Source organism: Roseomonas sp. TF40 (genome assembly GCF_057219975.1).
Map to the genome: position 1 here is coordinate 96,353 of NZ_JBXVVR010000006.1, position 19,087 is coordinate 115,439.

Consider the following 19,087-nt stretch of genomic DNA (forward strand, 5'->3'; position numbering starts at 1 on the left):
CCAGGAATGCCCTCTTCCCGTCTCGCCCTTGCGGCGGCGCTGCTCATGGCTGGCGCCCTGCCGGTGGCCGCGCATGTCACCCTCGAAACCCAGCAAGCGCCCGCCGCCTCCACCACCCGCGCCACCTTCCGCGTGCCGCATGGCTGCGAAGGTGCGGCCACCATGCGCGTCACCGTCCGCCTGCCCGAGGGCACGGCCAATGCGCTGCCCATGCCCAAGCCCGGCTGGCGGCTGACCACGGTGCCGCGCCCGAACCAACCCCCGCCGACCGGCCATGGCGCGGTGCCGCAACTCGCCGAGGTGATCTGGGAGGGCGGGCCGCTGGAGCACCACCACTACGATGAATTCGTCATCCGCCTGCGGCTGCCTGACACGCCGGGGCAGATTCTCTATATCCCGGTGGTGCAGGATTGCGTCGATGGCAGCCAGGCCGCCTGGGTCGAGATCCCGGAACCGGGCCGGCGCGTCACCGAGTACCGCATGCCCGCGCCCGCCATCCGCATCACCCCGCGCAACTGATCGAGAGGCGCAGCCCATGGACCAGACCCGCCGCCTGCTCCCCCTCGCCGCTCTCGCCGGGCTGGGCGCGCTGGCCAGCCGCCCGGCTGGCGCCTGCGACGCCGATGCGATGGAGGCGCACCTGACCGCCGTGTGCGACGGCGCGCTCGAGGCCGCCCTCGCCCATGCCACGCCCGAGGAAAAGCTCGCCATGCAGCGCGCGCTGACCATCGCCAACGCCACCTGCACCACCGGGGACCCGGTGGCCGGGGCGCGCATCGCCGCCAACCTCGCGCGCCTCGCGGGGCGGATCGAGGGCCGCGCGGGGCTGCGGCCCGGCGATCTCGACCTGCTCGGCTGAGGCGAGGCCCATGACCAAGCGCATCGATCCGGCGTGCCTGCCCGCCTTCGAGGGCACCTTCTACCCGCCGCCCTTCGATGCGCCCTGCCGGGCGCGGGTGCGCACGAAGCTCGGCGACGCCGCCGGGCTCACGCAGTTCGGCGTGAATCTCTGCCGCCTGCCGCCCGGCGCCTGGACCAGCCAGCGCCACTGGCAGACCGCCTCGGACGAGTTCGTCTATGTGCTCGCGGGCGAGGTCACGCTGGTGACCGATGCCGGGGAGGAAGTGTTGCGCGCCGGCGAGGCCGCCGGCTTCAAGGCCGGCGACCCGGACGGGCATTGCCTGCGCAACCTCGGCACGGTCGAGGCGCTGGTGCTGGAGATCGGCACCCGCCTGCCGGATGACGCCGCAATCTATCCGGACATCGACATGCTGGCCCCCGCCGGGGGCAAGCCCGCGATGTACACGCACAAGGACGGCACGCCCTATGAGGGGCTGCGCCGGCGGGGACCGGAAGAGCCTTAGGATCCGAACCCCCTGTCGGCCGGCTGCCGGGCGGTGTAGGCGGGCGCGTGGCCCTTCTTCTTCTTGCCTTCCTCGCCTTCATCGGTCTCGGCCTGCCGGACCCGCTGCCGGGCAGCCTCTGGCCCGAGACGCGGCCGCATTACGGCGTGCCGAACGCGGCGCTCGGCCTGGTGCTGGCGGGAGTCGCGGCGGGCTATGTCGCGGCCGGGCTGCTGGCGGGGCGCCTTGTCGCCTGGCTCGGCCTGGGGGGCCTGCTCGGGGCGAGCCTGATCGCCACCGCCCTGGCCGCACTCGGCCAGGGGCTGGCGCCGCCCTGGGCGGTCTTCGTGGGCCTTGCGGTGCTGTCGGGCTTCGGCGGGGGCGCGGTGGATTCGGGGCTCAACGCCTTCGCCGCCCACCGCTTCACGCCCCGCCAGATGAACTGGCTGCACGGCTTCTGGGGGGTGGGCGCCACGCTCGGCCCGGCGCTGGCGGCGGGGCTGCTGGCGGCGGGCTTCGGCTGGCAGGCGGGGTATCTGGCGGTCGGCACGCTGCTGGCGCTGCTCGCCCTCGCCTTCCTGGCGACACGCCAGCGCTGGAATGACGGCGCACCGGCAGCCAGCGGGCCGCGCCCCTCGATCCTCGCCGTGCTGCGCCATCCGGTGGCGCGGCTCCAGGTGATCATCTTCTTCGTCTACACGGGGCTCGAGGCCGGCGCCGGGCAATGGGCGCCGACCATCCTGACCGTGGCGCGCCACGCCACCCCGGCCGAGGGCGCGGTGGCGGCCACGCTGTTCTTCGCGGCACTGACCGGCGGGCGGATCGGGCTTGGCTTCGTGGTGGACCGGATCGGCGCGGACCGCCTGCTGCGCCTGCTGAGCCCCGTTGCCGTGCTGGCCGCGCTGGTCTTCGCCCTCGGTCTGGCGGATTTCGTGGCGCTGGCGGTGATGGCGCTGGCGCTGGCGCCGATCTTCCCGACGCTGATGGCCCGCACCCCCGCGCGGGTCGGCGGCGCGGCGGCGGCGCAGGTGGTGGGGCTGCAGGTGGCCTCGGCGACGCTCGGCGTGGCGGTGCTGCCGGCGGCGCTGGGTCTCGGCGCCGACCTGTTCGGCATGGCGGCGGTGCCCTGGCTGATCGCCGGCCTCGCCGCGCTCTGCGCCGTGCTGGTCTGGCGCCTGCCGGTCGCCCCCGGGCGATGAGGCGCCTGCTGGCCGCACTCGCCCTGCTGCCCGGCGCGGCCTGGGGCCAGCCCGCCACCCGCCCGGGACTCGGCGCGGTGGAGGCGCGGCAGGTGGCCGACATCGCCGAGCCGCCCTGGTCCAGCCTGGTGCGCGTGCAGACCGAGGCCGGGGGCCGCTGCACCGGCGTGCTGATCGCCCCCGATCGCGTGCTGACCGCCGCCCATTGCCTGCTGGCCCCGGCGACCGGGCTGGTGGTGCTGCCGGGCCGGACGCATGTGCTCTCGGGCTATGACCGCGGGGATTTCCGCTTCCATGTGCGCGGCGCGGCCTTCACGCTCGGCCCCGGCTTCATCCCCGCACAGCGTGGCCCGGTGGGTGCGGATTGGGCGATGATCCGCCTCGCCGCCCCGATCCCCGAGCCCTTCCTGCCGCTCGCCCCGCTGCCCGTCCCGGGCACGCCCGCGATGCTCGGCGGCTGGCAGCGCGACCGCGCCCATGTGCTGCTGGCCGATCCCGATTGCCGCGTCGAGGCCACGCCGCGCGACGGAGAGGGCCGCGCCCTGCTCCGCCATGGCTGCAGCGCCACCCAGGGCAGTTCCGGCGGGCCGCTGCTGGTGCGCCAGGGCGAGGGCTGGGCGGTCGCCGGCATCGCCGCCGTGGCCTTCCGGGAGGCGCGCGGCGGCGTGGCGGTGGCGGTGGCGGGGCTGCCGCTCCAGGACTAGGCTTTCGCCCACATCAGGGGGGATGGCCGATGGAGCAGGATCGACTCGGGCTCGCGCTCAGCACCGGCTCCGCCGCGGCCGCCGCCGCCTATCGCGAGGCGAGCGCGCTGCTGCTCTCCGCCTGGCCCGGCGCGCTGGAGGGGTTCGAGGCCGCGATCGCCGCAGATCCCGGCTTCGCCCTGGCGCATATCGCCCGCGCCCGCGTGCTGCAGATGCAGGGCCGCATGGCCGAGGCCCGCGCCGGCGCCGCGGCCGCCGAGGCCCTGGCCGGCGGCCTCACGCCGCGGGAGGCGGCGCATCTGGCCATCCTCGCGCGGTTGATCGGCGGCGATGCGCCGGGGACGATCCGCGCAGCGGAGGCGCATCTGGCCGAACATCCGCGCGACAGCCTGATCCTGGCGCTGCTGCTCGGCGCCTTCGGCCTCTACGCCTTCAGCGGCCGGGCCGACCATGATGCGGCGCGCGTCGCGATCTGCCGGCGCCTCGCGCCGCACTACACGGGGGATTGGTGGTTCACGGGCTATCTCGGCTGGTCGCTGACCGAGGCCGGCGAACGGGATGAGGGCCTTGTTCATACCGAGGCAGCCCTGGCGCTGCGCCCGCGCAACGCCAATGCCGCCCATGCCCTGGCCCATGCGCGCTTCGACCGGGGTGAGGCGGCGGCGGGCGAGCGCTTCATCGCCGGCTTCCTGCCGCTCTATCCGCGGGAGGGCGCGCTGAATTGCCACATCTCCTGGCACCAGGCGCTGTTCGCGCTGGATCGAGGCGACGTGCCGGCGGCGCTGGCGCTCTATGAATCGCGGCTGCGCCCGGACATCTCCACCGCGCCGGCGCTCAACACCATGACCGATGCGGTGTCGCTGCTCTGGCGGCTGGAGGTGATGGGCGCACCCGGCCGGCCGGGCTGGGAGGAGGTCGCTGCCTATGCCGCGCCGCGCTTCGCCGCGCCGGGCCTGCCCTTCGCCGATCTGCACATAGCGATGGTGGAGGCGATGAGCGGCCCCGCGCACGCCTTGGCGGCGCGCATCCAGGGGCTTGAGCGGCTGCTGGCCGAAGGGCGCCTGCCGGCCGGGCCGGTGGTGCCGGCCTTGTGCCGCGGCATCGGAGCCTTCGCCGCCGGGCGCTTCGACGAGGCGGCGGACCTGCTGGTGCCGATGCTGCCCGAGGTGGTGCGGATCGGCGGCAGCGGGGCGCAGCGTGACATGGTGCTCGACACCGCCATCGCCGCCTGCCTCAGGGCCGGACGCAAAACGGCGGCGCAGGCCATCCTGCGCCGCCGGTTGGATGGTGTGGAGGTAGCTTAGGCCCGCGCCGTCTGGGCGCCGCGGCCGATCAGGCGGTTCAGGTCGAGCGCATGGGCGCCCGCGCCCAGGCCCGCCTGCACCAGAAGGGCCACGGTCCAGAAGGCGGGGAATTCCCAGCCGCCGCCCGGGGCGTTGAACAGCCAGCCCGCGCCGGCATGCTGGATCACGGCGCCGATCATGATCGGCAGGGCCAGCAGGCTCACGAGGCGCACCCAGACGCCGGCGATCAGCGCCACGCCCGCGGCGATCTCGGCGAAGGCCACGATCGCGCCGAAGACCGGCGGGTAACCGATCGAGCCGAAATAGCCCATCGTGCCGGCGAGGCCGAAGGTCATCACCTTCAGCAGCAGGCCATGGGCCAGGAACATCACGCCCATCGCGACGCGCAGCAGCAGCGCGGCATAGGGGGTGGTGGCGCGTTCATCGAAGTTCATCGTCGGTCTCCGTTGGCAGGATGGGGCGCGGCGCGCCCCGGTGGCGGTGTTGTGCGCCCGAACCCGCCCGGCCTTCCAACGCAGGGCACGAACAGCCATCATCACCGGCGCGAATGATGCCCCGGGGGCCCCATGGCCGATCTCCAGACGCTCGATCTCAATCTGCTGCGCGTCTTCGACGCCGTGGTGCGCGCCCGCCACGTCACCCGCGCGGCGGAGGCGCTGAACCTCTCCCAGCCCGCCGTCTCCAACGCGCTGGCCCGGCTGCGCGCGGCGCTGAATGACGAGCTGTTCCTCCGCCGCCCCGGCGGCGTGGAGCCCACCGCGCTTGCCCTCTCCCTCGCCCAGCCGGTGGCCGAGGTGCTGGACCGGCTGCGCCAGGTGCTGGCCGTGCAGGCGCCTTTCGAGCCCGCCACCACGGATCGCGTCTTCACCCTGGCGCTGAGCGAATATGCCGAGAGCGTGCTGGCCCCCCCCTTGCTCGAGATGATGGCGCGCGAGGCGCCGCAGGCGCTGCTCGCCATCCGCCATGCCGACCGCACCAATGCCGAGGCGCTGCTCGAACGCGGCGAGGCCGAGCTGGCGGTGGCCATGCTGGGCGAGCCGCCGGCGCTCTACACAAGGCTGCGCCTGCTGCCCGAGGCCTTCCTGACGCTGGTGCGCGCCGGGCATCCCCTGGCCGAGGGGCCGATGACGCTGGAGCGCTTCACCGCCTTCCCGCATCTGCTGCACTCGCCCAATGGCTCGCGCGACGGGGCGCTGGACGGGCCGCTGCGCGAGGCGGGGCATCCGCGGCGGCTCGGCGCGGTGGTGGCGCATCTGGGCGCGGTGCCGGAGATCCTTTGCCGCACCGACATGGTGATGACGCTCTCCGCCCGGCTGGCGCAGCGCATGGCGGAATCGCATGGGCTGGTGCTGCGCCCCTGCCCGGTCGAGATCCGCCACATGCGGCTCTCCATGGTCTTCCACCGGCGCTTCGAGGCCGATGCCGGCCATGCCTGGATGCGCCGGCAGATCCTCTCGGTGGCGCGCGAGGTGGGGCCGGTGCCCGGCGTCGGCGCATGATCTTCGACCATGTGATCATCGGCGCCGGCAGCGCGGGCTGCCTGCTCGCGGACCGGCTCTCCGCGAGCGGGGCGAAGGTTGCGGTGATCGAGGCCGGCGGGCGCGACCGCCACCCCTATCTGCACATCCCGGCCGGCTATGCGCACATCCTCACCAACCCGCGCCTGACCTGGGGCTACGCCACCGCGCCCGACGCCGCGACCGGCAGCCGCGCGCTCGATTATCCGCGTGGGCGCGTCTGGGGCGGCTCGTCGAGCATCAACGGGCTCGGCCATGTCTGGGGCGATCCCTCCGACTATGATCTCTGGGCGCAGAAGGGCTGCACGGGCTGGTCCTGGGCCGATCTCGCGCCGCATTTCGCCGCCTATGAGACGGCGCAGGAACAGGGCGCGCATCGCGGCCGATCCGGCGCCTTGCACGTCGAGCATCTGGCCGAGATCCCGCCGCTGGTCGCGAAGATGCGCGAGGCGGCGGCGGTCATCGGCCTGCCCACGCCCGCCGACATGAACGGCCCGGTGCGCGAGGGGTTCTCGACCTTCCAGCAGACGCGGCGCGGGCGGCGGCGCCACTCGGCGGCGGGCGCCTTCCTCAAGCCGGCGCTCGCCCGCGGCGTGGCGCTGTTCGACGAGGCCCTGGCCCAGCGCCTCGTGATCGAGGAAGGCCGCGCGGTGGGGGTCGCGATCCGCCGCGCCGGCGTCGAGCAGGTGATCCGCGCGCGGCGGGAGGTGATCCTGAGCGCGGGGGCGATCGGCTCGCCCCAATTGCTGATGCTCTCGGGGCTCGGCCCGGCAGCGCATCTGCGCGACCACGGCATCGAGGTGCGGCGCGACATCCCCGGCATCGGGCAGAACCTGCAGGACCACTACATCGCGCGGCTGAGCTTTCGCCTCGCCTCGCATCGCTGGTCCGCGAACCGGCGCATCACCTGGCCGCGCCTGGCGCTGGAGGTCGCGCGCTGGCTCGCGCGCGGCGATGGCGTGCTCACCTGGTCGCCCGCCATGGTCGGCGTCTTCGCGCGCACGAAACCGGGGCTGGAGGCGCCGGACATCCAGTTCAACGGCGGCCCGCTGAGCTGGGCAGAGGGGCGGATCGGCGTGCCGGAGGCCGAGCCGGGCATGACCATCGGCGTCTGGCAATGCCGGCCGGAATCGCGCGGCAGCGTCACCCTGGCCTCACCGCGCCCCGAGGAATCGCCGGTGATCGCACCCCGCTTCCTCACCGCGGCCGAGGATCGCGCCACCTTGCTGCGCGGGATGCGCCTCGCGCGGCGCTGGATGGCGGCGGAACCCTTGGCCGGCATCGTCACCGGCGAGGTGCGGCCCGGCCCGGCGGCGCAATCCGACGAAGACCTGCTCGCCTTCGCCGCCCAGACGGGCGGGACCGTCTATCACCCGAGCTGCACGGTGCGGATGGGCAGCGAGGGCAGCGGCGCGCCGCTCGACCCGCAGCTGCGCCTGCGCGGCATCGAGGGGCTGCGCGTGGTCGATGCCTCGGTGTTTCCGGACATTCCCGTGTGCAACATCAACGCCACCGTGCTGGCGGTGGCGCACAAGGCAGCGGCGATGCTCAGCGCGGGCTAGGCCGCCTGGCTGCGGCCCACGCCCATCTCGGCGAGCACTTCCTCCATCTTCGCCAGGGCGAAGCGCATGTCGTTCTCGTCGATCGCGCCGATGCAGCCGATGCGGATGGTGGGCTCGGCGGTGGTGAAGCTGTCACTGATCACAACGCCGCGCGCCGTCATGCCGCGCAGGAAGGTGCGGAAATCCCAGTTCGGGTCGCGCGGCTGGTGCACGCAGACGATGATGGGCCCGACATGCTCGCGCGCCACATAGGGGCGGAAGCCCAGGCGCTGCATCCCCTCATAGGCCACGTCGCGCGTGCGGCTGTAGCGCGCGAGGCGCGCGGGCTGGCCGCCTTCGGCCTCATAGATCTCCATCGCCTTGCCGAAGGCGCGCAGCGCCTGCACCGCGGGCGTGAAGCGGAAGCTGCCCCAGCCATGCTTCTGGGCATGCAGGTACACATCCGCGAGGTCCATCACCCAGGACCCGGCATTGCCCCGGCATGCCTCCAGCCGCTTGATCGCGGCGACCGCGAAGCCGAAGCCGGGCAGGCCCTCGAGGCATTTGTTGGAGGTGAAGACCACCACGTCGCATTCGGGGTGTTCGCTCATCTTGAACGGCACCACGCCGAAGCCCGAGACGGCGTCGCAGATCATGCGCCGACCGGCGGCGGCGATCACCGGGCCGAGCACATTCGGGTCGTTGATGATGCCCGTGCCCGTCTCGCTCACCACGATGGCGACATGCGTGACATCGGGGTTGGCGGCGAGCGCGGCGGCGAGCTTCTCGGCGCTCATCGGCACATTGTCGGGGCCATGCAGCGGCACCACCACGCGCCCGGCCTCGGTGGCAAGCCGCGCGAGTCGGTCGGCATAGCCGCCATTCTGCACCACCAGCAGCTTCTGCCCGGCCGGGACGAAGGTACGGATGGCGGACTCGACCACCATGTGCCCGCAGCCGGGCAGCGGCAGGGAGACATGCTCGCCCTCCACGCCGCCGGCGATGGCGACGATCCGGGGGCGCATGGCGGCGTATTCGGCCTTGAAGGGCTCGTCCCAGGGGGCGATGTCCTCGGCCGCGGCGGCGCGGACTTCGGGCCTGGTCTGCACGGGGCCGGGGATCAGCAGCATCATGGGGTGTCGTCCGCTTCGAGGATCAGCCCCTGGTGCGTGCCACAACAGGGCAGGGCTAGACAATCAGCGTGCCGGACAATTCGCGTCGCAACTTGCGCAGGATCGCCTCGGCGAAGTCGATGTAGTCGCCCACGCTCATCGCGAAGCTGCCGGGCCCGCCGATCACCTCGGCGGCGTAATGCGCCAGCAGATCCGGCTCCTCGTTCAGGATGGCCAGCGCGTTGATGGTGAAGCCCGCCTGCACCGCGAGGTCACGCACCGGGCCCGGCGCGCGGCCCTGATTGTTCTCGCCATCGCCGGAGACATCCATCACATGGCGCGTCGCCTCGCCCGGAAAGGCCGCGAGCAGCGCGAGGCCCGCCGCCATGCCCTCACCGAGCGCGGTCTGGCCGGCGCGGGGCAGCCGCGGGGTGTTCTCGATGGCATCCGCCAGGGCCGCGGCACTCTCCGGGCCGTCCACCCGCGTCCAGCCCACGGCGAGGTCGCGCTGGCCCACGCCGGACCACAGCAGCAGGCAGAGCGCGGCCGCGCGCCGCGGTCCGCCCGTGGCGGCGGCGACCACGCCCGGGTCGCGCAGCGCGGCGGCGGTGCCGGCCGCCATCAGCTGGAACTCGGCGAAATCCACGCTGGCCGAGACATCCATGGCGAGACAGAGCGCGACATCGACGGGCTGCATGGCGAAATTTCACCTTTCCGTTGCAAGCCGGCGCAGGCTCGGCCATGTGACGATTACATCTTCTACATGAGGGCAAGATGCTGCGTCGCGAAATGATTGGTCTTCTGGGTGCCGGCCTGCTTGCCGCGCCGGCCGTGCATGCCCAGGGCGCCTGGCCGAGCCGCCCTGTTCGGGTGATCGTGCCCTTCACGCCCGGCGGGGCGACCGATGGCATGGCGCGCGTGACGGCGGCCAAGCTCTCCGAGAAGCTCGGCCAGCCCTTCGTGGTCGAGAACCGGCCCGGCGCCAATGGCGCGGTCGGGGGCATCGCGGTGGCGCAATCCGCCCCCGATGGCTACACCTTCTGCTTCTCGGCCAGCATCCAGGCCATGGCGCGGCTGGTCATGCGCAACCCGGGCTATGACCCGATCACGGACCTGCTGCCGGTCGCGCGCGTCGGCGAAGGCCCGCTGCTGCTGGTGATGAACGCCGCGCGCCCGCAGCAGACCCTGGCCGAGGTGGTGGCCGCCGCGCGGGCCAATCCACGCGACTGGCCCTTCGCCGTCTCCTCGCTGGGGGCGGCGGGGCATCTCGCCACCATCGAGTTCATCCGCCAGGCCGGCGCGGATCTGACGCAGGTGCCCTATCGCGGCACGGCGCCGGCGCTGACCGATGTGGTGGCGGGCAATGTGCAGCTGATGTTCGACCCGATCCTGGCGACGCTGCCGCAGGTGCGCACGGGCCGCGTGCGCGGCCTTGCCATCACCGCGCCGACGCGCAGCCAGGCGGCGCCGGAGATCCCGACGGCGGCCGAAGCCGGCATGCCGGGGCTCGACATCCAGTCCTGGTGGGCGCTCTGGGCGCCGCGCAACCTGCCGCCCGAGATCATCGCGCGCATCGGCGCGGCGCTGACGCCGGGGATGTTCGAACCCGACGTGCTGGCGCGCGTCGGCACGCTCGGCATCACGCCCAAGGCGGAGATCGGCGCCGACTTCGCCGCCTTCATCCAGCGCGACTTCGCCCGCAGCCAGGAGTTGCTGCGGCTCGCCAACTTCCAGCCGGAATGATGGCGGGTCGGTGAATTCGCGGACCGGTTTCGGCACGCGCTACGAAACCTGGCTCCGACCCACTATGATGTGATCTTGGCGGCGGCCCTGCGGGGCGCCGCCCCAGAAGACGCCCGGCCTTCCGGCAGGGGTGACAGCGGAAGGGTTCGGTCCAACGATGCATGGAACTCTCGGGCCGGGGGCGGATCCGGCCGCGCCGCCGCCGCATGGGCCGGATGAATCGGCGCCGATCTCGCGCATCGTCGCCGAGGTCGCGGCCGCCTTCCCGGGCGAGCGGATCAGCCTGGGCGAGATGGCCCATGCCTTCGGCGACCGTGCCTTCGGCATGCTGCTGCTGCTGCTGCTGCTGCCCGGCCTGCTGCCGGGGATGGCGAGCGTCTTCGGCACGCCGCTGATGATCCTCGGCATCCAGATGGGCTTAGGCTTCCGCGTGCCGAAGCTGCCCGGGATCCTCGCGCGCCAGACCATCAAGCGCGCCGATCTGCTGCGCCTCGCCTCGGCCTCCACCAAGGGGCTCTCGCGGATCGAGCGCTTCGTCCGGCCCCGCCGCGGCTTCTGGACCGGCCCCTTCGGGGAGCGGATCATCGGCTGGCTGACCGCCTATGTGGCCATCATGCTGATCCTGCCCGGCCCGGGCACCAACGGCCCGCCCGCATTCGGCAACATCGTCATGGCGCTGGGGGTGATCGAGCAGGACAACCGCACCATCGGCTGGGGGGTGGTGCTGACCATCCTGGGCTGCGCCTTCGCCACCGTGGTGCTGGGGCTGATCGTCTGGCTCGGCGTCGAGGCCGTCAGCTACGTGGTTTGACCCCCGGTTAACCCCCTGGTCAGCCCGGCGCAGGTCGCGCTAGGCTCCGCCCATGCGCCGGTGGCCCGCAAGGGCTGAAACGGGAACGCGCGAAGACGGCAAGGCCCCGCAAGGGGTCGCGCCGTTCAGGCCGCGGCTGCCCTCGCAACTGTAGGCGGAAGGGTTGCTGCCACACGCCATTGGCCCGCAGGGGCTGAGAAGGCGGCAGCGACACCCGGGGGATCTCCCCCGGCACTCCGCGAGCCAGGAGACCGGCCGGCGCAGAGACGTCCCGCGCGTACCGGGCGAGGTGCACCGGTGCAACGGAGCGACAGGCCTCGGGTGGAGCCTCCACCCGCGACCGCTCGCGCCCGCCTGCGGCGACGACGCCAGCCGTCCTGCGGCCCCCCGAGTCCGGGGCTGCGGGGCATGTCGTCTTGTCGCACGGAGGAACCGATGCGAATCCCGAGCCTACCCCACCTGGCCGCCAGCCTGACCCTGGCCGCTGTCCTGCCCGCTGGCCTGCCCGCCGCCGCCCAGCAGGCGCCGGTCGCGCAGACGCTGCCCGACACCATCGTCACCGCCACCCGAATCCCCACCCCGGCGGCCAATGTGCCCGCCGGCATCACCGTGATCACCCGCCGCGACATCGAGGAGAGCGGCTACCAGACCCTGGCCGAGGCGCTCGCCACCGTGCCGGGGTTGCGCCTGGTGCAGACCGGCGGGCTCGGCCAGCAGGCCAGCGCCTTCGTGCGCGGCGCCAATTCGCGCCACGTCCTGGTGCTGCTGGACGGCGTGCCGGTGAACGACCCCTCCGAGCCCAACGGCGCCTTCAACTTCGGCAACGAATTGCTGGGCGACATCGAGCGGATCGAGATCGTCCGCGGCCCGGGCAGCGCGCTCTACGGCTCGGGCGCGATCGGGGGCACGATCAACATGATCACCCGGCGCGCCCCGGCCAACACGCCCTTCCAGGCCTTCGGCGACCTCGCCGGCGGCACCCAGGGCACGGCGCGCGGCGTGCTCGGCGTGGCCGGCACCACCACGGGCTGGGACTACCTCGCCGTCGGCCAGGGCTTCACCAGCCAGGGCAGCGACGCCACGCCGCGCCGCTTCACCCGCGACACGCGCGAGACCGAGGATTTCCGCGCCGCCGCCGGCACCGCCCGCTTCGGCGTGAATGTCGCGCAGGGCACGCGGGTGGAGGGGCTGCTGCGCTGGCGGGAGAACCACCTCGAACTCGACAACGTGCCCAATGACGACCCGAATTATGACGGCAATGACCGCCGCTGGTTCGGCCAGCTGCGCGGCGAGACCACGCTGCTGAACGGCGCCTGGACCACCGGGCTGCGCGCCGCCTACACCGAGGATCGGCGCCGCTATTCCAACCTGCCCGACTGGCGCAGCCCCGCGACCACCGAGGATTATTTCCGCGGCCAGCGCGAGACCTATGACTGGGGCAACCGCATCCGGCTCGGCGATGTGGGCCCCTTCACCCAGGCGGGCCTCGCTTTCGGTGCGACCTATGAGCGCGAAAGCGTGGAGGCGCGCTCCGGCTCCACCGCCTTCCGCAGCGTGACCGACGCCACGGCCAATACCACCGCGCTGCATGCCGGGGTGCAGGCGCGGCTGGGCGATCGGCTGGATCTCTCGGCCGGGCTGCGCCAGGACAATGCGGAGGATTACGACGGCTATACCTCCTGGCGGCTTGGCGCCGTGGTGCTGATCCCGGAGATCACCTCGCGCGCCTTCGTCTCGGCGGGCACGGCCTTCAAGGCGCCCTCGCTGTTCCAGCGCTACGGGCGGATCGGCACGACCTTCCGCGGCAACCCCGACCTCGACCCCGAAAGCTCCTTCACCTGGGAGGCGGGGCTGGAGACCGACCTGCCGCTGTTCGGCCGGAACGATGGTGCGACCACCAACGTCACCTATTTCCAGAGCAGCTTCCGCGACCTGATCAACTTCAACCGCGCCTTCAACTCGCTGGAGAACATCGACCGGGCGCGGAGCCGCGGGGTGGAGCTGGGCCTGACGCTGCGCCCCGCCCCCTGGCTCGACGGGCGCGTGGCCTGGACCATCACCGAGGCGCGCGACCAGACCAACGACACGCCCCTGCCCCGCCGGCCGCGCAACGTGGTGGCGGTGAGTGCGCGCATCGCGCCGGATGATCGCCTGACCATCGTGCCGGAACTGCTCTACACCGGGCCTTCGCCGGAGGCCGCCTTCGCCGCCTACACCGATACCGGCGCCTCGATCCCGCGCCTGACCTACAACAAGTCGGGCACCACGCTGAACCTGACGGCGAATTATCGCCTGACGCAGGGTGTCACCGCCTATGTCGAGGGGCGCAACCTGACCAACAGCGACTTCGAGCCAGCCAATGGCTTCGTCATCCCAGGACGGAGCGTGCTGGCCGGGGCGCGGTTAGTCTTTTGAGGCACGCTGCGGTCTCATGATCGCAGCCCGTGCCTGACGAATCATTGTGTCCACAGCACCATCGACACACGCTGAATCAGCGTGCGTCGATGTCGTGCTGTTGACTCGATATGTTCAGGGCAAGACGTCCGATCTGATCGATGGATGCCAGGCGCATGAAGGTTTCACCTTCGTGCGCTTCACAAGCCGGGCGGGCCGCATCGGCGGCGGGCGCCGCTCAGCGCCTCGGCCCTTCGGGCCGTCGGTCGGAACCTCGTGCGCCGGGTATCGTTCAGATCGGACACTGCTCCAGAAATCATTCGAGATGGTGCAGGAAAGGCGTTCAGATGATTCCATCTGAACGCATATAGTCCTAATTCAGCCGCTGCCGCAGTTCCGCCAGCAGCAGGCGGATCTTGTGCGCCTGTGCGCCCTCGGGGGCGAGTTGCAGGAAACGCTCCAGGGCGATGATCGCGGCACCGATATGGTCCAGCCGCTGTTGCATCAGCCCGACCTCACGCCACAGCGCGGCAGTCTCAGGGGCGATGCGCAGCATGTCCTCGGTGCAGGCCAGCGCGCCGGCCAGATCGCCCTGCTGCAGCCGGCGCACCTTGATGTTGTTCTGCAGCCGCAGCAGCACCGCGCGGCGATCCATCGGCGCCAGCGTATCGGGGCCGAGTTCGGCCTGCTCGCCGGCGAAGCGCTTCAGCGTGCTGCGCAATTCCCGCGCATCCAGCCCATGCCCGCCGGCGAAGACATCCACCACCACCTGGCCGCGCCCGGACAGCGCCAGCAGGAAATGGCCGGGGAAGTCCACGCCATGCGCCTCCCACCCCGCGGCCTCGGCGGCGTGCAGCCAGAGCACGCCGAGGGCGACGGGCAGGCCGCGCCGGCGCTCGATCACGCGCAGCAGGTTGGCGTTGGCCATGTCCTCATAGGTTTCGCTGTCGCCGGCATAGCCGAAATGACCGTGCAGCACCTCGGCCAGCACGGCGCGGCGGCGCGCGACATTGCCGGCATCGGCGGCCGGGTCGGCGGCGGCGGCGGCGACCGTGGCGCGGGCGATCTCGGTCAGGTGCCGCTGGGCCGCTTCCCAATCGGCCTCGGGCGCATCGACGCGCGCGAGTTGCAGGGCCACGGCCGCGATGTCGAGCTCGGCATCGGGCATCTGGCCCACCGCATCCAGCGCGGCCCGGGCCTCAAGGCGCGTATCGGTCATGGGCGGACCTTGCCCTGCCCGGCGGGCAGGTCAAGGGGTGCCCGGCGGGCAGGTCAAGGGGCGCGCGGCACCATCCGGCCAAGGCCACGCCCGCCGAAGATGTGCAGGTGGAAATGCGGCACTTCCTGCCCCGCATCCACGCCCATGTTCGCCAGCAGGCGATAGCCGCGGGATTCGAGCCCCAGATCCTTCGCCACCTGGCCGACCAGGCGCCAGAAGCCCGCGATCTCGGCCTCGCTCGCCTGGGCGGTGAAGTCGGCCGCCGAGACATAGGCGCCCTTCGGGATCACCAGCACATGCACCGGGGTCTGCGGGTTGATGTCGTGGAAGGCCAGCGCGTGGTCGTTCTCCGCCACGCGCTTGCACGGGATCTCGCCGCGCAGGATGCGCGCGAAGACGTTCTGCGGATCATAGGGCGGCAGGCCGGTGACGAGCATGGCGGGTTCCGGGGTTAGGGGAGTTTGGTGGTCTGGGCGGCGCGCACCAGCGCCTTCGGCCGCGCCGCCTTCTCGGCGATGCCGGAGATGCCCTGGCGGCGGGCGAGTTCGGTCCAGACCTCCTCGGGCCGGATGCCCGCATCGACCCAGACGACGACGAGGTGATAGAGCAGGTCGGCACTTTCCAGGATGGTGTTGCGGCGATGGCCGAGCGTGGCCTCGATCACGCATTCCACCGCTTCCTCGCCCAGCTTCTGCGCCACCTTGGGCGTGCCGCGCGCGAGCAGCCGGGCGGAGTGCGAATGCTCGACATCCCCGGCATGGCGGCGCGATTCCACGGTGCGCCACAGCCCATCGAGGATGTCGGCCCCGGCGGGCGCGACGGCGAAGGGCTCGAGCGCGCCCTGCCCCGCGACCAGCGCCTTGGGCGGCTTCACCTCGGCCGGGGGCGGCAGGTTGGCGGGCAGCGGCAGGGGCGTGGCGCGCGCCTTCTTCTTCTTCGCGGGCTTGGCAGGCTTGGCCGCCTTGGCCGGCGTCTTGGTGGATTTGGCCATCAGCCTGCCTCGCTCATCATCTCATCGAGGGGGCGGATCGGCAGGCCGGCGGCAGCGAGCGCCGCCTTCGCCTCGGCGATCCGCATCTCGCCATAGTGGAACACGCTGGCCGCCAGCAGGCCGGTCGCGCCCGCCTGCGCGCCATCGACAAAATGCGCGGCCGTGCCCACCCCGCCCGAGGCCACGATCGGCAGGCGGATCGCCGCCCGTGCGGCGCGCAGCAGGTCGAGGTCGAAGCCGCGCTTCGTGCCGTCCTGGTCCATCGAGGTCAGCAGGATCTCCCCCGCGCCGCGCGCCTCGGCCTCCCTGCACCAGGCGATCGCGTCGATGCCGGTGGGGCGGCGCCCGCCATGGGTGAAGATCTCGAAGCCTCCACCCTCGCGCCGCCGCGCATCGACCGCGACGACGATGGCCTGGCTGCCGAAGGCCTCGGCCCCGCGGGTGATCAGGGCCGGATCGGCGATCGCGGCGGAGTTGATCGAGACCTTGTCGGCACCGGCCAGCAGCAGCCGGCGCATATCCTCCACCGCGCGGATGCCGCCGCCCACGGTGAGCGGGATGAACACCTCGGCCGCGGTGCGCGAGACGACGTCGAGCATCGTGTCGCGCCCCTCATGGCTCGCGGTGATGTCGAGGAAGGTGATCTCGTCCGCGCCCTCGCGGTCATAGATGCGGGCCTGCTCCACCGGGTCGCCGGCATCGCGCAGTTCAAGGAAATTCACGCCCTTGACGACGCGGCCATCCTTCACGTCGAGGCAGGGAATGACGCGGAGCGCCAGCATTGTCACCACTCCGCAGGGCCGTGGACGGGCCTGCGTGATTGCGCCGATGCTGCGCTGCGGTCAAGCGCGGTGGCTGGTCACATCAAAGCCGGCCATGGGTGCTGCCGATGCGCTCATCCCAGATCCGCCCGGCCTCCACGGCGTCTGCCCAGGCGATGGGCGGCACCAGCGCCGCCTGCGCCATCGGCGCCCGCAACTCGGCCCGGGGGCGCATGAGCAGCGTGCCGCTCCGGTGGGAGGCGGCGTGCAGCGTGCCCTGGGCCGCGCCTTCCACATCAAGCCGGATGGCGTCCTCGGCGCGCGCGCCGCGGCCGAACAGCAGCTTCGCCTGGACGGCGGGGGAGAGCAGGTGGCGGAACAGCGCCTGGATCACCGGGCGCCGCGCCGCGGGCAGGTCGCGCGGGATGGCGGCGGAAATGCCCGCGACAGCCCAGACCTGGTTCTCGAAGGTGGCGACCTCGATCGTCTCCGGCAGCAGGCCGCTGGCGCGGAGTTCCAGGTCGCCCGCCACGCTCAACATCAGCAGGTCGCAGGCATTCTCGGTGAACTCGGCCGCCGCCGCGACCATGCTGGTCGGGTAGTAGGCGATGTGACGGCCGAGTTCCTCGAGATAGCTCCAGGTCTTCTCCCAGCCGGTGGCAGGCTGGGTCACGTCGGCATCGCCCAGCAGCAGGGGCAGCACGCGCACGAAGAGCCGCCCGCTGGTCACCAGGGTCGGCCGGCAATAGAGGAAGCGGCCGGGATTCTGCCGTGCCCAATCCAGCAACTCCGCAGGGTTGCGCGGCAGCCGGGCCGGCCCGCCGGGGCGCGCCCCCAGCAGCGGCCCGTTCGGCCCGGCCAGGATCGGCACGGCCAGGCCCTCGGAGCCACGCCAGAGTCCCATCGCCGACGGCGTCACCAGCGTCTCGAGCGGCGGCAGGCCCTCCAGCGCCCAGGGGCTCGGGTTCAGCCAGAGCTCCGCCACCATGCCCGCCAGGATGCCGGCATCGCCGGCGAAGACCAGATCGACGCCGGAGGTGCCGCTCTCCACCTCATCCGCGAGGGATTGGGCGATGTCGTCCACGCTGATCTGCTGCAGCGCGACGTCGCTGGCGAGCGCGGGGTTGGCGGCGACGAAATCGCGCAGCAGCGGCAGCATCAGCCCCGCCCCCGTCACCTCCATCACCACCAGGGGCGGCACCTCCGGGGCGACCTGGCCCAGCGCCGGCGCCGCGAGGAGCGCCCCGCCGGCACCCAGCAGGCCGCGCCGGGGCAGCTTCGGGACCTGCCTCATCGGACCATCCTTGCGGTGGTGGGGGTCGTCGACTCACCGCCGAAGCCCATGAAGTCCATGGCGCGGCTGAGCATGCCCCCACGCGGCGGCGGGGCGACGACCGCGGCGGGAATCGCGGGCGGCTCGGGCGGGTCATGCGCGGCCAGCGCCGCGAGCAGGATCAGCGAGGCGCCATAATAGTCGGTCGCTGCGGTGACGGGGATGTGCGGCGGCGGCCCGGCCTGGCCGGTGCGCCAAGCGACGAGGTTCGCCACCGCCTGCACCCCGGCATGGCCGGCATAGGGCGCGATGGCACCGCTGCGCAGATCCACCCAGGCCGGCGGCCGCCGGGCATGGGAGCTGGAGCGCCAATACTCCACCGTGGCCCCGAGGGTGGGCAGACCGAGCCCGGCCCAGGCCAGGTAGAGCGGCACGCGGATCGCGTCCCAGGAGAAGCGCGGCGGCCAACGGGGCGCCGGGTTGATGTCGCCGCTCGGCCGCACCTCCGCCCAATCCGGCGGCAGGCCCCAGCGGCCGAAGCGCGAGGCGTTGAGGATGTCGATCCCGCCCTCCTCGAGCTGTCCCCAGCGATCATCCGGCACGAGCCGGGAGAGGCTGCGCAGCGCGTTGAACACGTAATAGGAGGGGTTGAGCACCACATGGTCGGCATGGCGGAAGCCGGCCGCGCCGGGCAGCAGCACCTGGCGGTCCACATAGGTGGTGGTGCAGAGCGTCAGCATGTCGCGCGCGATGGCGAAGGCGGCCTCCGCCATCTCGGCCTCGCCCCAGCGCAGCGCGCCGCGATAGAGCGCCCAGGCCAGCACGAGGTCGCCATCCGTGGCGTTGTTCATGTCGTTCACGCGCAGCCGCGCATGCGGGTCGTAGCGCCAGGCATAGAGGCTGTCGCGCGGGCGGCGCAGGCGGCGGTTGGACCAGCGCCACATCGCCTCGAAGGACTCGCGGTCATCCAGCCAGACGGCGAGCAGCATGCCGTAGGACTGGCCCTCGCTGTGGGAGATGCCGCCATTGCCGGTGTCGATCACCCGCCCGTCAGGGGCGAGGTAGCGGCGCTTGAAGGCGACCCAATCGGCCTGGAACTGGCGCGGCGCCGCCACCGGCGGCGCAGGCGTGGAAGCCTGCGCCAAATGTAGGAAGTGCGGACGCCCCGCCTGGCT

General features: G+C 72.5%; 20 protein-coding genes and 1 riboswitch. Of the genes, 11 read left to right on the top strand and 9 right to left on the bottom strand.

All coding sequences use genetic code 11. The annotated features are described in order from the left end of the window. Positions 1-6: 6 nt before the first annotated feature. The 6 genes from AC2D9U_RS17280 to AC2D9U_RS17305 are packed head-to-tail and all read left to right on the top strand — an operon-like array spanning position 7 to position 4,550. Complete coding sequence (locus AC2D9U_RS17280) at positions 7-519, top strand: YcnI family copper-binding membrane protein (RefSeq protein WP_484751357.1); 513 nt, start codon at positions 7-9, stop codon at positions 517-519. A gap of 16 nt (positions 520-535) precedes the next feature. After that, on the top strand, positions 536-859 hold the full coding sequence (locus AC2D9U_RS17285) for a hypothetical protein (protein ID WP_484751359.1): 324 nt from the start codon (positions 536-538) through the stop codon (positions 857-859). 10 nt (positions 860-869) lie between these two features. Next, positions 870-1,364 carry a cupin domain-containing protein gene (locus AC2D9U_RS17290; protein WP_484751361.1) on the top strand — a complete coding sequence of 165 codons (495 nt, stop codon included), beginning with the start codon at positions 870-872 and terminating at the stop codon, positions 1,362-1,364. A gap of 47 nt (positions 1,365-1,411) precedes the next feature. Further along, entirely contained in the window at positions 1,412-2,542 is a 1,131-nt protein-coding gene (locus AC2D9U_RS17295) for an MFS transporter (protein ID WP_484751363.1), read from the top strand. Continuing rightward, positions 2,539-3,246, top strand: a complete 708-nt coding sequence (locus AC2D9U_RS17300; protein WP_484751365.1) for a trypsin-like serine peptidase — start codon at positions 2,539-2,541, stop codon at positions 3,244-3,246. The genes AC2D9U_RS17295 and AC2D9U_RS17300 overlap by 4 nt, the downstream gene beginning before the upstream one ends. Before the next feature lie 29 nt (positions 3,247-3,275). Continuing rightward, a complete protein-coding gene (locus AC2D9U_RS17305; RefSeq protein ID WP_484751367.1) occupies positions 3,276-4,550 on the top strand; it encodes a tetratricopeptide repeat protein in 1,275 nt (424 codons plus the stop codon). On the opposite strand, the gene AC2D9U_RS17310 is transcribed toward AC2D9U_RS17305, so the two are convergent. Further along, positions 4,547-4,984 carry a DoxX family protein gene (locus AC2D9U_RS17310; RefSeq protein WP_484751369.1) on the bottom strand — a complete coding sequence of 146 codons (438 nt, stop codon included), beginning with the start codon at positions 4,982-4,984 and terminating at the stop codon, positions 4,547-4,549. The two genes, AC2D9U_RS17305 and AC2D9U_RS17310, sit on opposite strands and share 4 nt — an antisense overlap. A 132-nt stretch (positions 4,985-5,116) precedes the next feature. Between AC2D9U_RS17310 and AC2D9U_RS17315 the strand changes: the two genes are divergently transcribed. Beyond that, positions 5,117-6,049, top strand: a complete 933-nt coding sequence (locus tag AC2D9U_RS17315) for a LysR family transcriptional regulator (protein ID WP_484751371.1) — start codon at positions 5,117-5,119, stop codon at positions 6,047-6,049. Beyond that, positions 6,046-7,629 (top strand): GMC family oxidoreductase, encoded by a 1,584-nt coding sequence (locus AC2D9U_RS17320; protein ID WP_484751374.1) that lies wholly within the window; start codon positions 6,046-6,048, stop codon positions 7,627-7,629. Before AC2D9U_RS17315 ends, AC2D9U_RS17320 begins: the two co-directional genes overlap by 4 nt. On the opposite strand, the gene AC2D9U_RS17325 is transcribed toward AC2D9U_RS17320, so the two are convergent. Together AC2D9U_RS17325 and AC2D9U_RS17330 are read right to left on the bottom strand one after the other, a co-directional pair. Next, entirely contained in the window at positions 7,626-8,741 is a 1,116-nt protein-coding gene (locus tag AC2D9U_RS17325) for a 2-aminoethylphosphonate--pyruvate transaminase (RefSeq protein WP_484751376.1), read from the bottom strand. The genes AC2D9U_RS17320 and AC2D9U_RS17325 overlap by 4 nt on opposite strands. A gap of 55 nt (positions 8,742-8,796) precedes the next feature. Further along, the gene (locus AC2D9U_RS17330; RefSeq protein WP_484751378.1) at positions 8,797-9,417 is read right to left on the bottom strand and encodes a DUF1194 domain-containing protein; all 621 of its coding nucleotides are present in this window, start codon (positions 9,415-9,417) and stop codon (positions 8,797-8,799) included. Between the two features lie 77 nt (positions 9,418-9,494). On the opposite strand from AC2D9U_RS17330, the gene AC2D9U_RS17335 reads away from it, so the two are divergent. The 3 genes from AC2D9U_RS17335 to AC2D9U_RS17345 all read left to right on the top strand — a co-directional run bounded on the left by AC2D9U_RS17335 (position 9,495) and on the right by AC2D9U_RS17345 (position 13,689). After that, the gene (locus AC2D9U_RS17335) at positions 9,495-10,463 is read left to right on the top strand and encodes a Bug family tripartite tricarboxylate transporter substrate binding protein (protein WP_484751380.1); all 969 of its coding nucleotides are present in this window, start codon (positions 9,495-9,497) and stop codon (positions 10,461-10,463) included. A gap of 157 nt (positions 10,464-10,620) precedes the next feature. Then, on the top strand, positions 10,621-11,274 hold the full coding sequence (locus AC2D9U_RS17340) for an exopolysaccharide biosynthesis protein (protein ID WP_484751382.1): 654 nt from the start codon (positions 10,621-10,623) through the stop codon (positions 11,272-11,274). A 41-nt stretch (positions 11,275-11,315) separates the two neighbouring features. Beyond that, positions 11,316-11,548, top strand: a riboswitch (cobalamin riboswitch). 161 nt (positions 11,549-11,709) lie between these two features. Further along, positions 11,710-13,689 (top strand): TonB-dependent receptor plug domain-containing protein, encoded by a 1,980-nt coding sequence (locus AC2D9U_RS17345; protein ID WP_484751384.1) that lies wholly within the window; start codon positions 11,710-11,712, stop codon positions 13,687-13,689. Between the two features lie 352 nt (positions 13,690-14,041). Here AC2D9U_RS17345 and AC2D9U_RS17350 read toward each other — a convergent pair whose 3' ends face one another. The 6 genes from AC2D9U_RS17350 to AC2D9U_RS17375 form a co-directional block, all read right to left on the bottom strand. After that, entirely contained in the window at positions 14,042-14,887 is an 846-nt protein-coding gene (locus AC2D9U_RS17350) for a SirB1 family protein (RefSeq protein ID WP_484751385.1), read from the bottom strand. 53 nt (positions 14,888-14,940) lie between these two features. Further along, positions 14,941-15,324, bottom strand: coding sequence for a histidine triad nucleotide-binding protein (locus AC2D9U_RS17355; protein ID WP_484751387.1), 384 nt, complete (start codon positions 15,322-15,324; stop codon positions 14,941-14,943). Positions 15,325-15,338: 14 nt separating this feature from the next. Further along, entirely contained in the window at positions 15,339-15,878 is a 540-nt protein-coding gene (locus AC2D9U_RS17360; RefSeq protein WP_484751389.1) for a phosphoribosyl-ATP diphosphatase, read from the bottom strand. Continuing rightward, on the bottom strand, positions 15,878-16,660 hold the full coding sequence (hisF, locus tag AC2D9U_RS17365; protein WP_484751391.1) for an imidazole glycerol phosphate synthase subunit HisF: 783 nt from the start codon (positions 16,658-16,660) through the stop codon (positions 15,878-15,880). The genes AC2D9U_RS17360 and hisF overlap by 1 nt, the downstream gene beginning before the upstream one ends. An 82-nt stretch (positions 16,661-16,742) precedes the next feature. Beyond that, positions 16,743-17,933 (bottom strand): type 2 periplasmic-binding domain-containing protein, encoded by a 1,191-nt coding sequence (locus AC2D9U_RS17370; RefSeq protein ID WP_484751393.1) that lies wholly within the window; start codon positions 17,931-17,933, stop codon positions 16,743-16,745. After that, the gene (locus AC2D9U_RS17375; protein ID WP_484751395.1) at positions 17,930-19,027 is read right to left on the bottom strand and encodes a family 8 glycosyl hydrolase; all 1,098 of its coding nucleotides are present in this window, start codon (positions 19,025-19,027) and stop codon (positions 17,930-17,932) included. The genes AC2D9U_RS17370 and AC2D9U_RS17375 overlap by 4 nt, the downstream gene beginning before the upstream one ends. Positions 19,028-19,087 lie beyond the last annotated feature (60 nt).

Coding starts and splice junctions, on each gene's coding strand:
- AC2D9U_RS17280 (WP_484751357.1), top strand. CDS start 7: ATGCCCTCTTCCCGTCTCGCCCTTGCGGCGGCGCTGCTCATGGCTGGC.
- AC2D9U_RS17285 (WP_484751359.1), top strand. CDS start 536: ATGGACCAGACCCGCCGCCTGCTCCCCCTCGCCGCTCTCGCCGGGCTG.
- AC2D9U_RS17290 (WP_484751361.1), top strand. CDS start 870: ATGACCAAGCGCATCGATCCGGCGTGCCTGCCCGCCTTCGAGGGCACC.
- AC2D9U_RS17300 (WP_484751365.1), top strand. CDS start 2,539: ATGAGGCGCCTGCTGGCCGCACTCGCCCTGCTGCCCGGCGCGGCCTGG.
- AC2D9U_RS17305 (WP_484751367.1), top strand. CDS start 3,276: ATGGAGCAGGATCGACTCGGGCTCGCGCTCAGCACCGGCTCCGCCGCG.
- AC2D9U_RS17310 (WP_484751369.1), bottom strand. CDS start 4,984: ATGAACTTCGATGAACGCGCCACCACCCCCTATGCCGCGCTGCTGCTG.
- AC2D9U_RS17315 (WP_484751371.1), top strand. CDS start 5,117: ATGGCCGATCTCCAGACGCTCGATCTCAATCTGCTGCGCGTCTTCGAC.
- AC2D9U_RS17320 (WP_484751374.1), top strand. CDS start 6,046: ATGATCTTCGACCATGTGATCATCGGCGCCGGCAGCGCGGGCTGCCTG.
- AC2D9U_RS17325 (WP_484751376.1), bottom strand. CDS start 8,741: ATGATGCTGCTGATCCCCGGCCCCGTGCAGACCAGGCCCGAAGTCCGC.
- AC2D9U_RS17330 (WP_484751378.1), bottom strand. CDS start 9,417: ATGCAGCCCGTCGATGTCGCGCTCTGTCTCGCCATGGATGTCTCGGCC.
- AC2D9U_RS17335 (WP_484751380.1), top strand. CDS start 9,495: ATGCTGCGTCGCGAAATGATTGGTCTTCTGGGTGCCGGCCTGCTTGCC.
- AC2D9U_RS17340 (WP_484751382.1), top strand. CDS start 10,621: ATGCATGGAACTCTCGGGCCGGGGGCGGATCCGGCCGCGCCGCCGCCG.
- AC2D9U_RS17345 (WP_484751384.1), top strand. CDS start 11,710: ATGCGAATCCCGAGCCTACCCCACCTGGCCGCCAGCCTGACCCTGGCC.
- AC2D9U_RS17350 (WP_484751385.1), bottom strand. CDS start 14,887: ATGACCGATACGCGCCTTGAGGCCCGGGCCGCGCTGGATGCGGTGGGC.
- AC2D9U_RS17355 (WP_484751387.1), bottom strand. CDS start 15,324: ATGCTCGTCACCGGCCTGCCGCCCTATGATCCGCAGAACGTCTTCGCG.
- AC2D9U_RS17360 (WP_484751389.1), bottom strand. CDS start 15,878: ATGGCCAAATCCACCAAGACGCCGGCCAAGGCGGCCAAGCCTGCCAAG.
- hisF (WP_484751391.1), bottom strand. CDS start 16,660: ATGCTGGCGCTCCGCGTCATTCCCTGCCTCGACGTGAAGGATGGCCGC.
- AC2D9U_RS17370 (WP_484751393.1), bottom strand. CDS start 17,933: ATGAGGCAGGTCCCGAAGCTGCCCCGGCGCGGCCTGCTGGGTGCCGGC.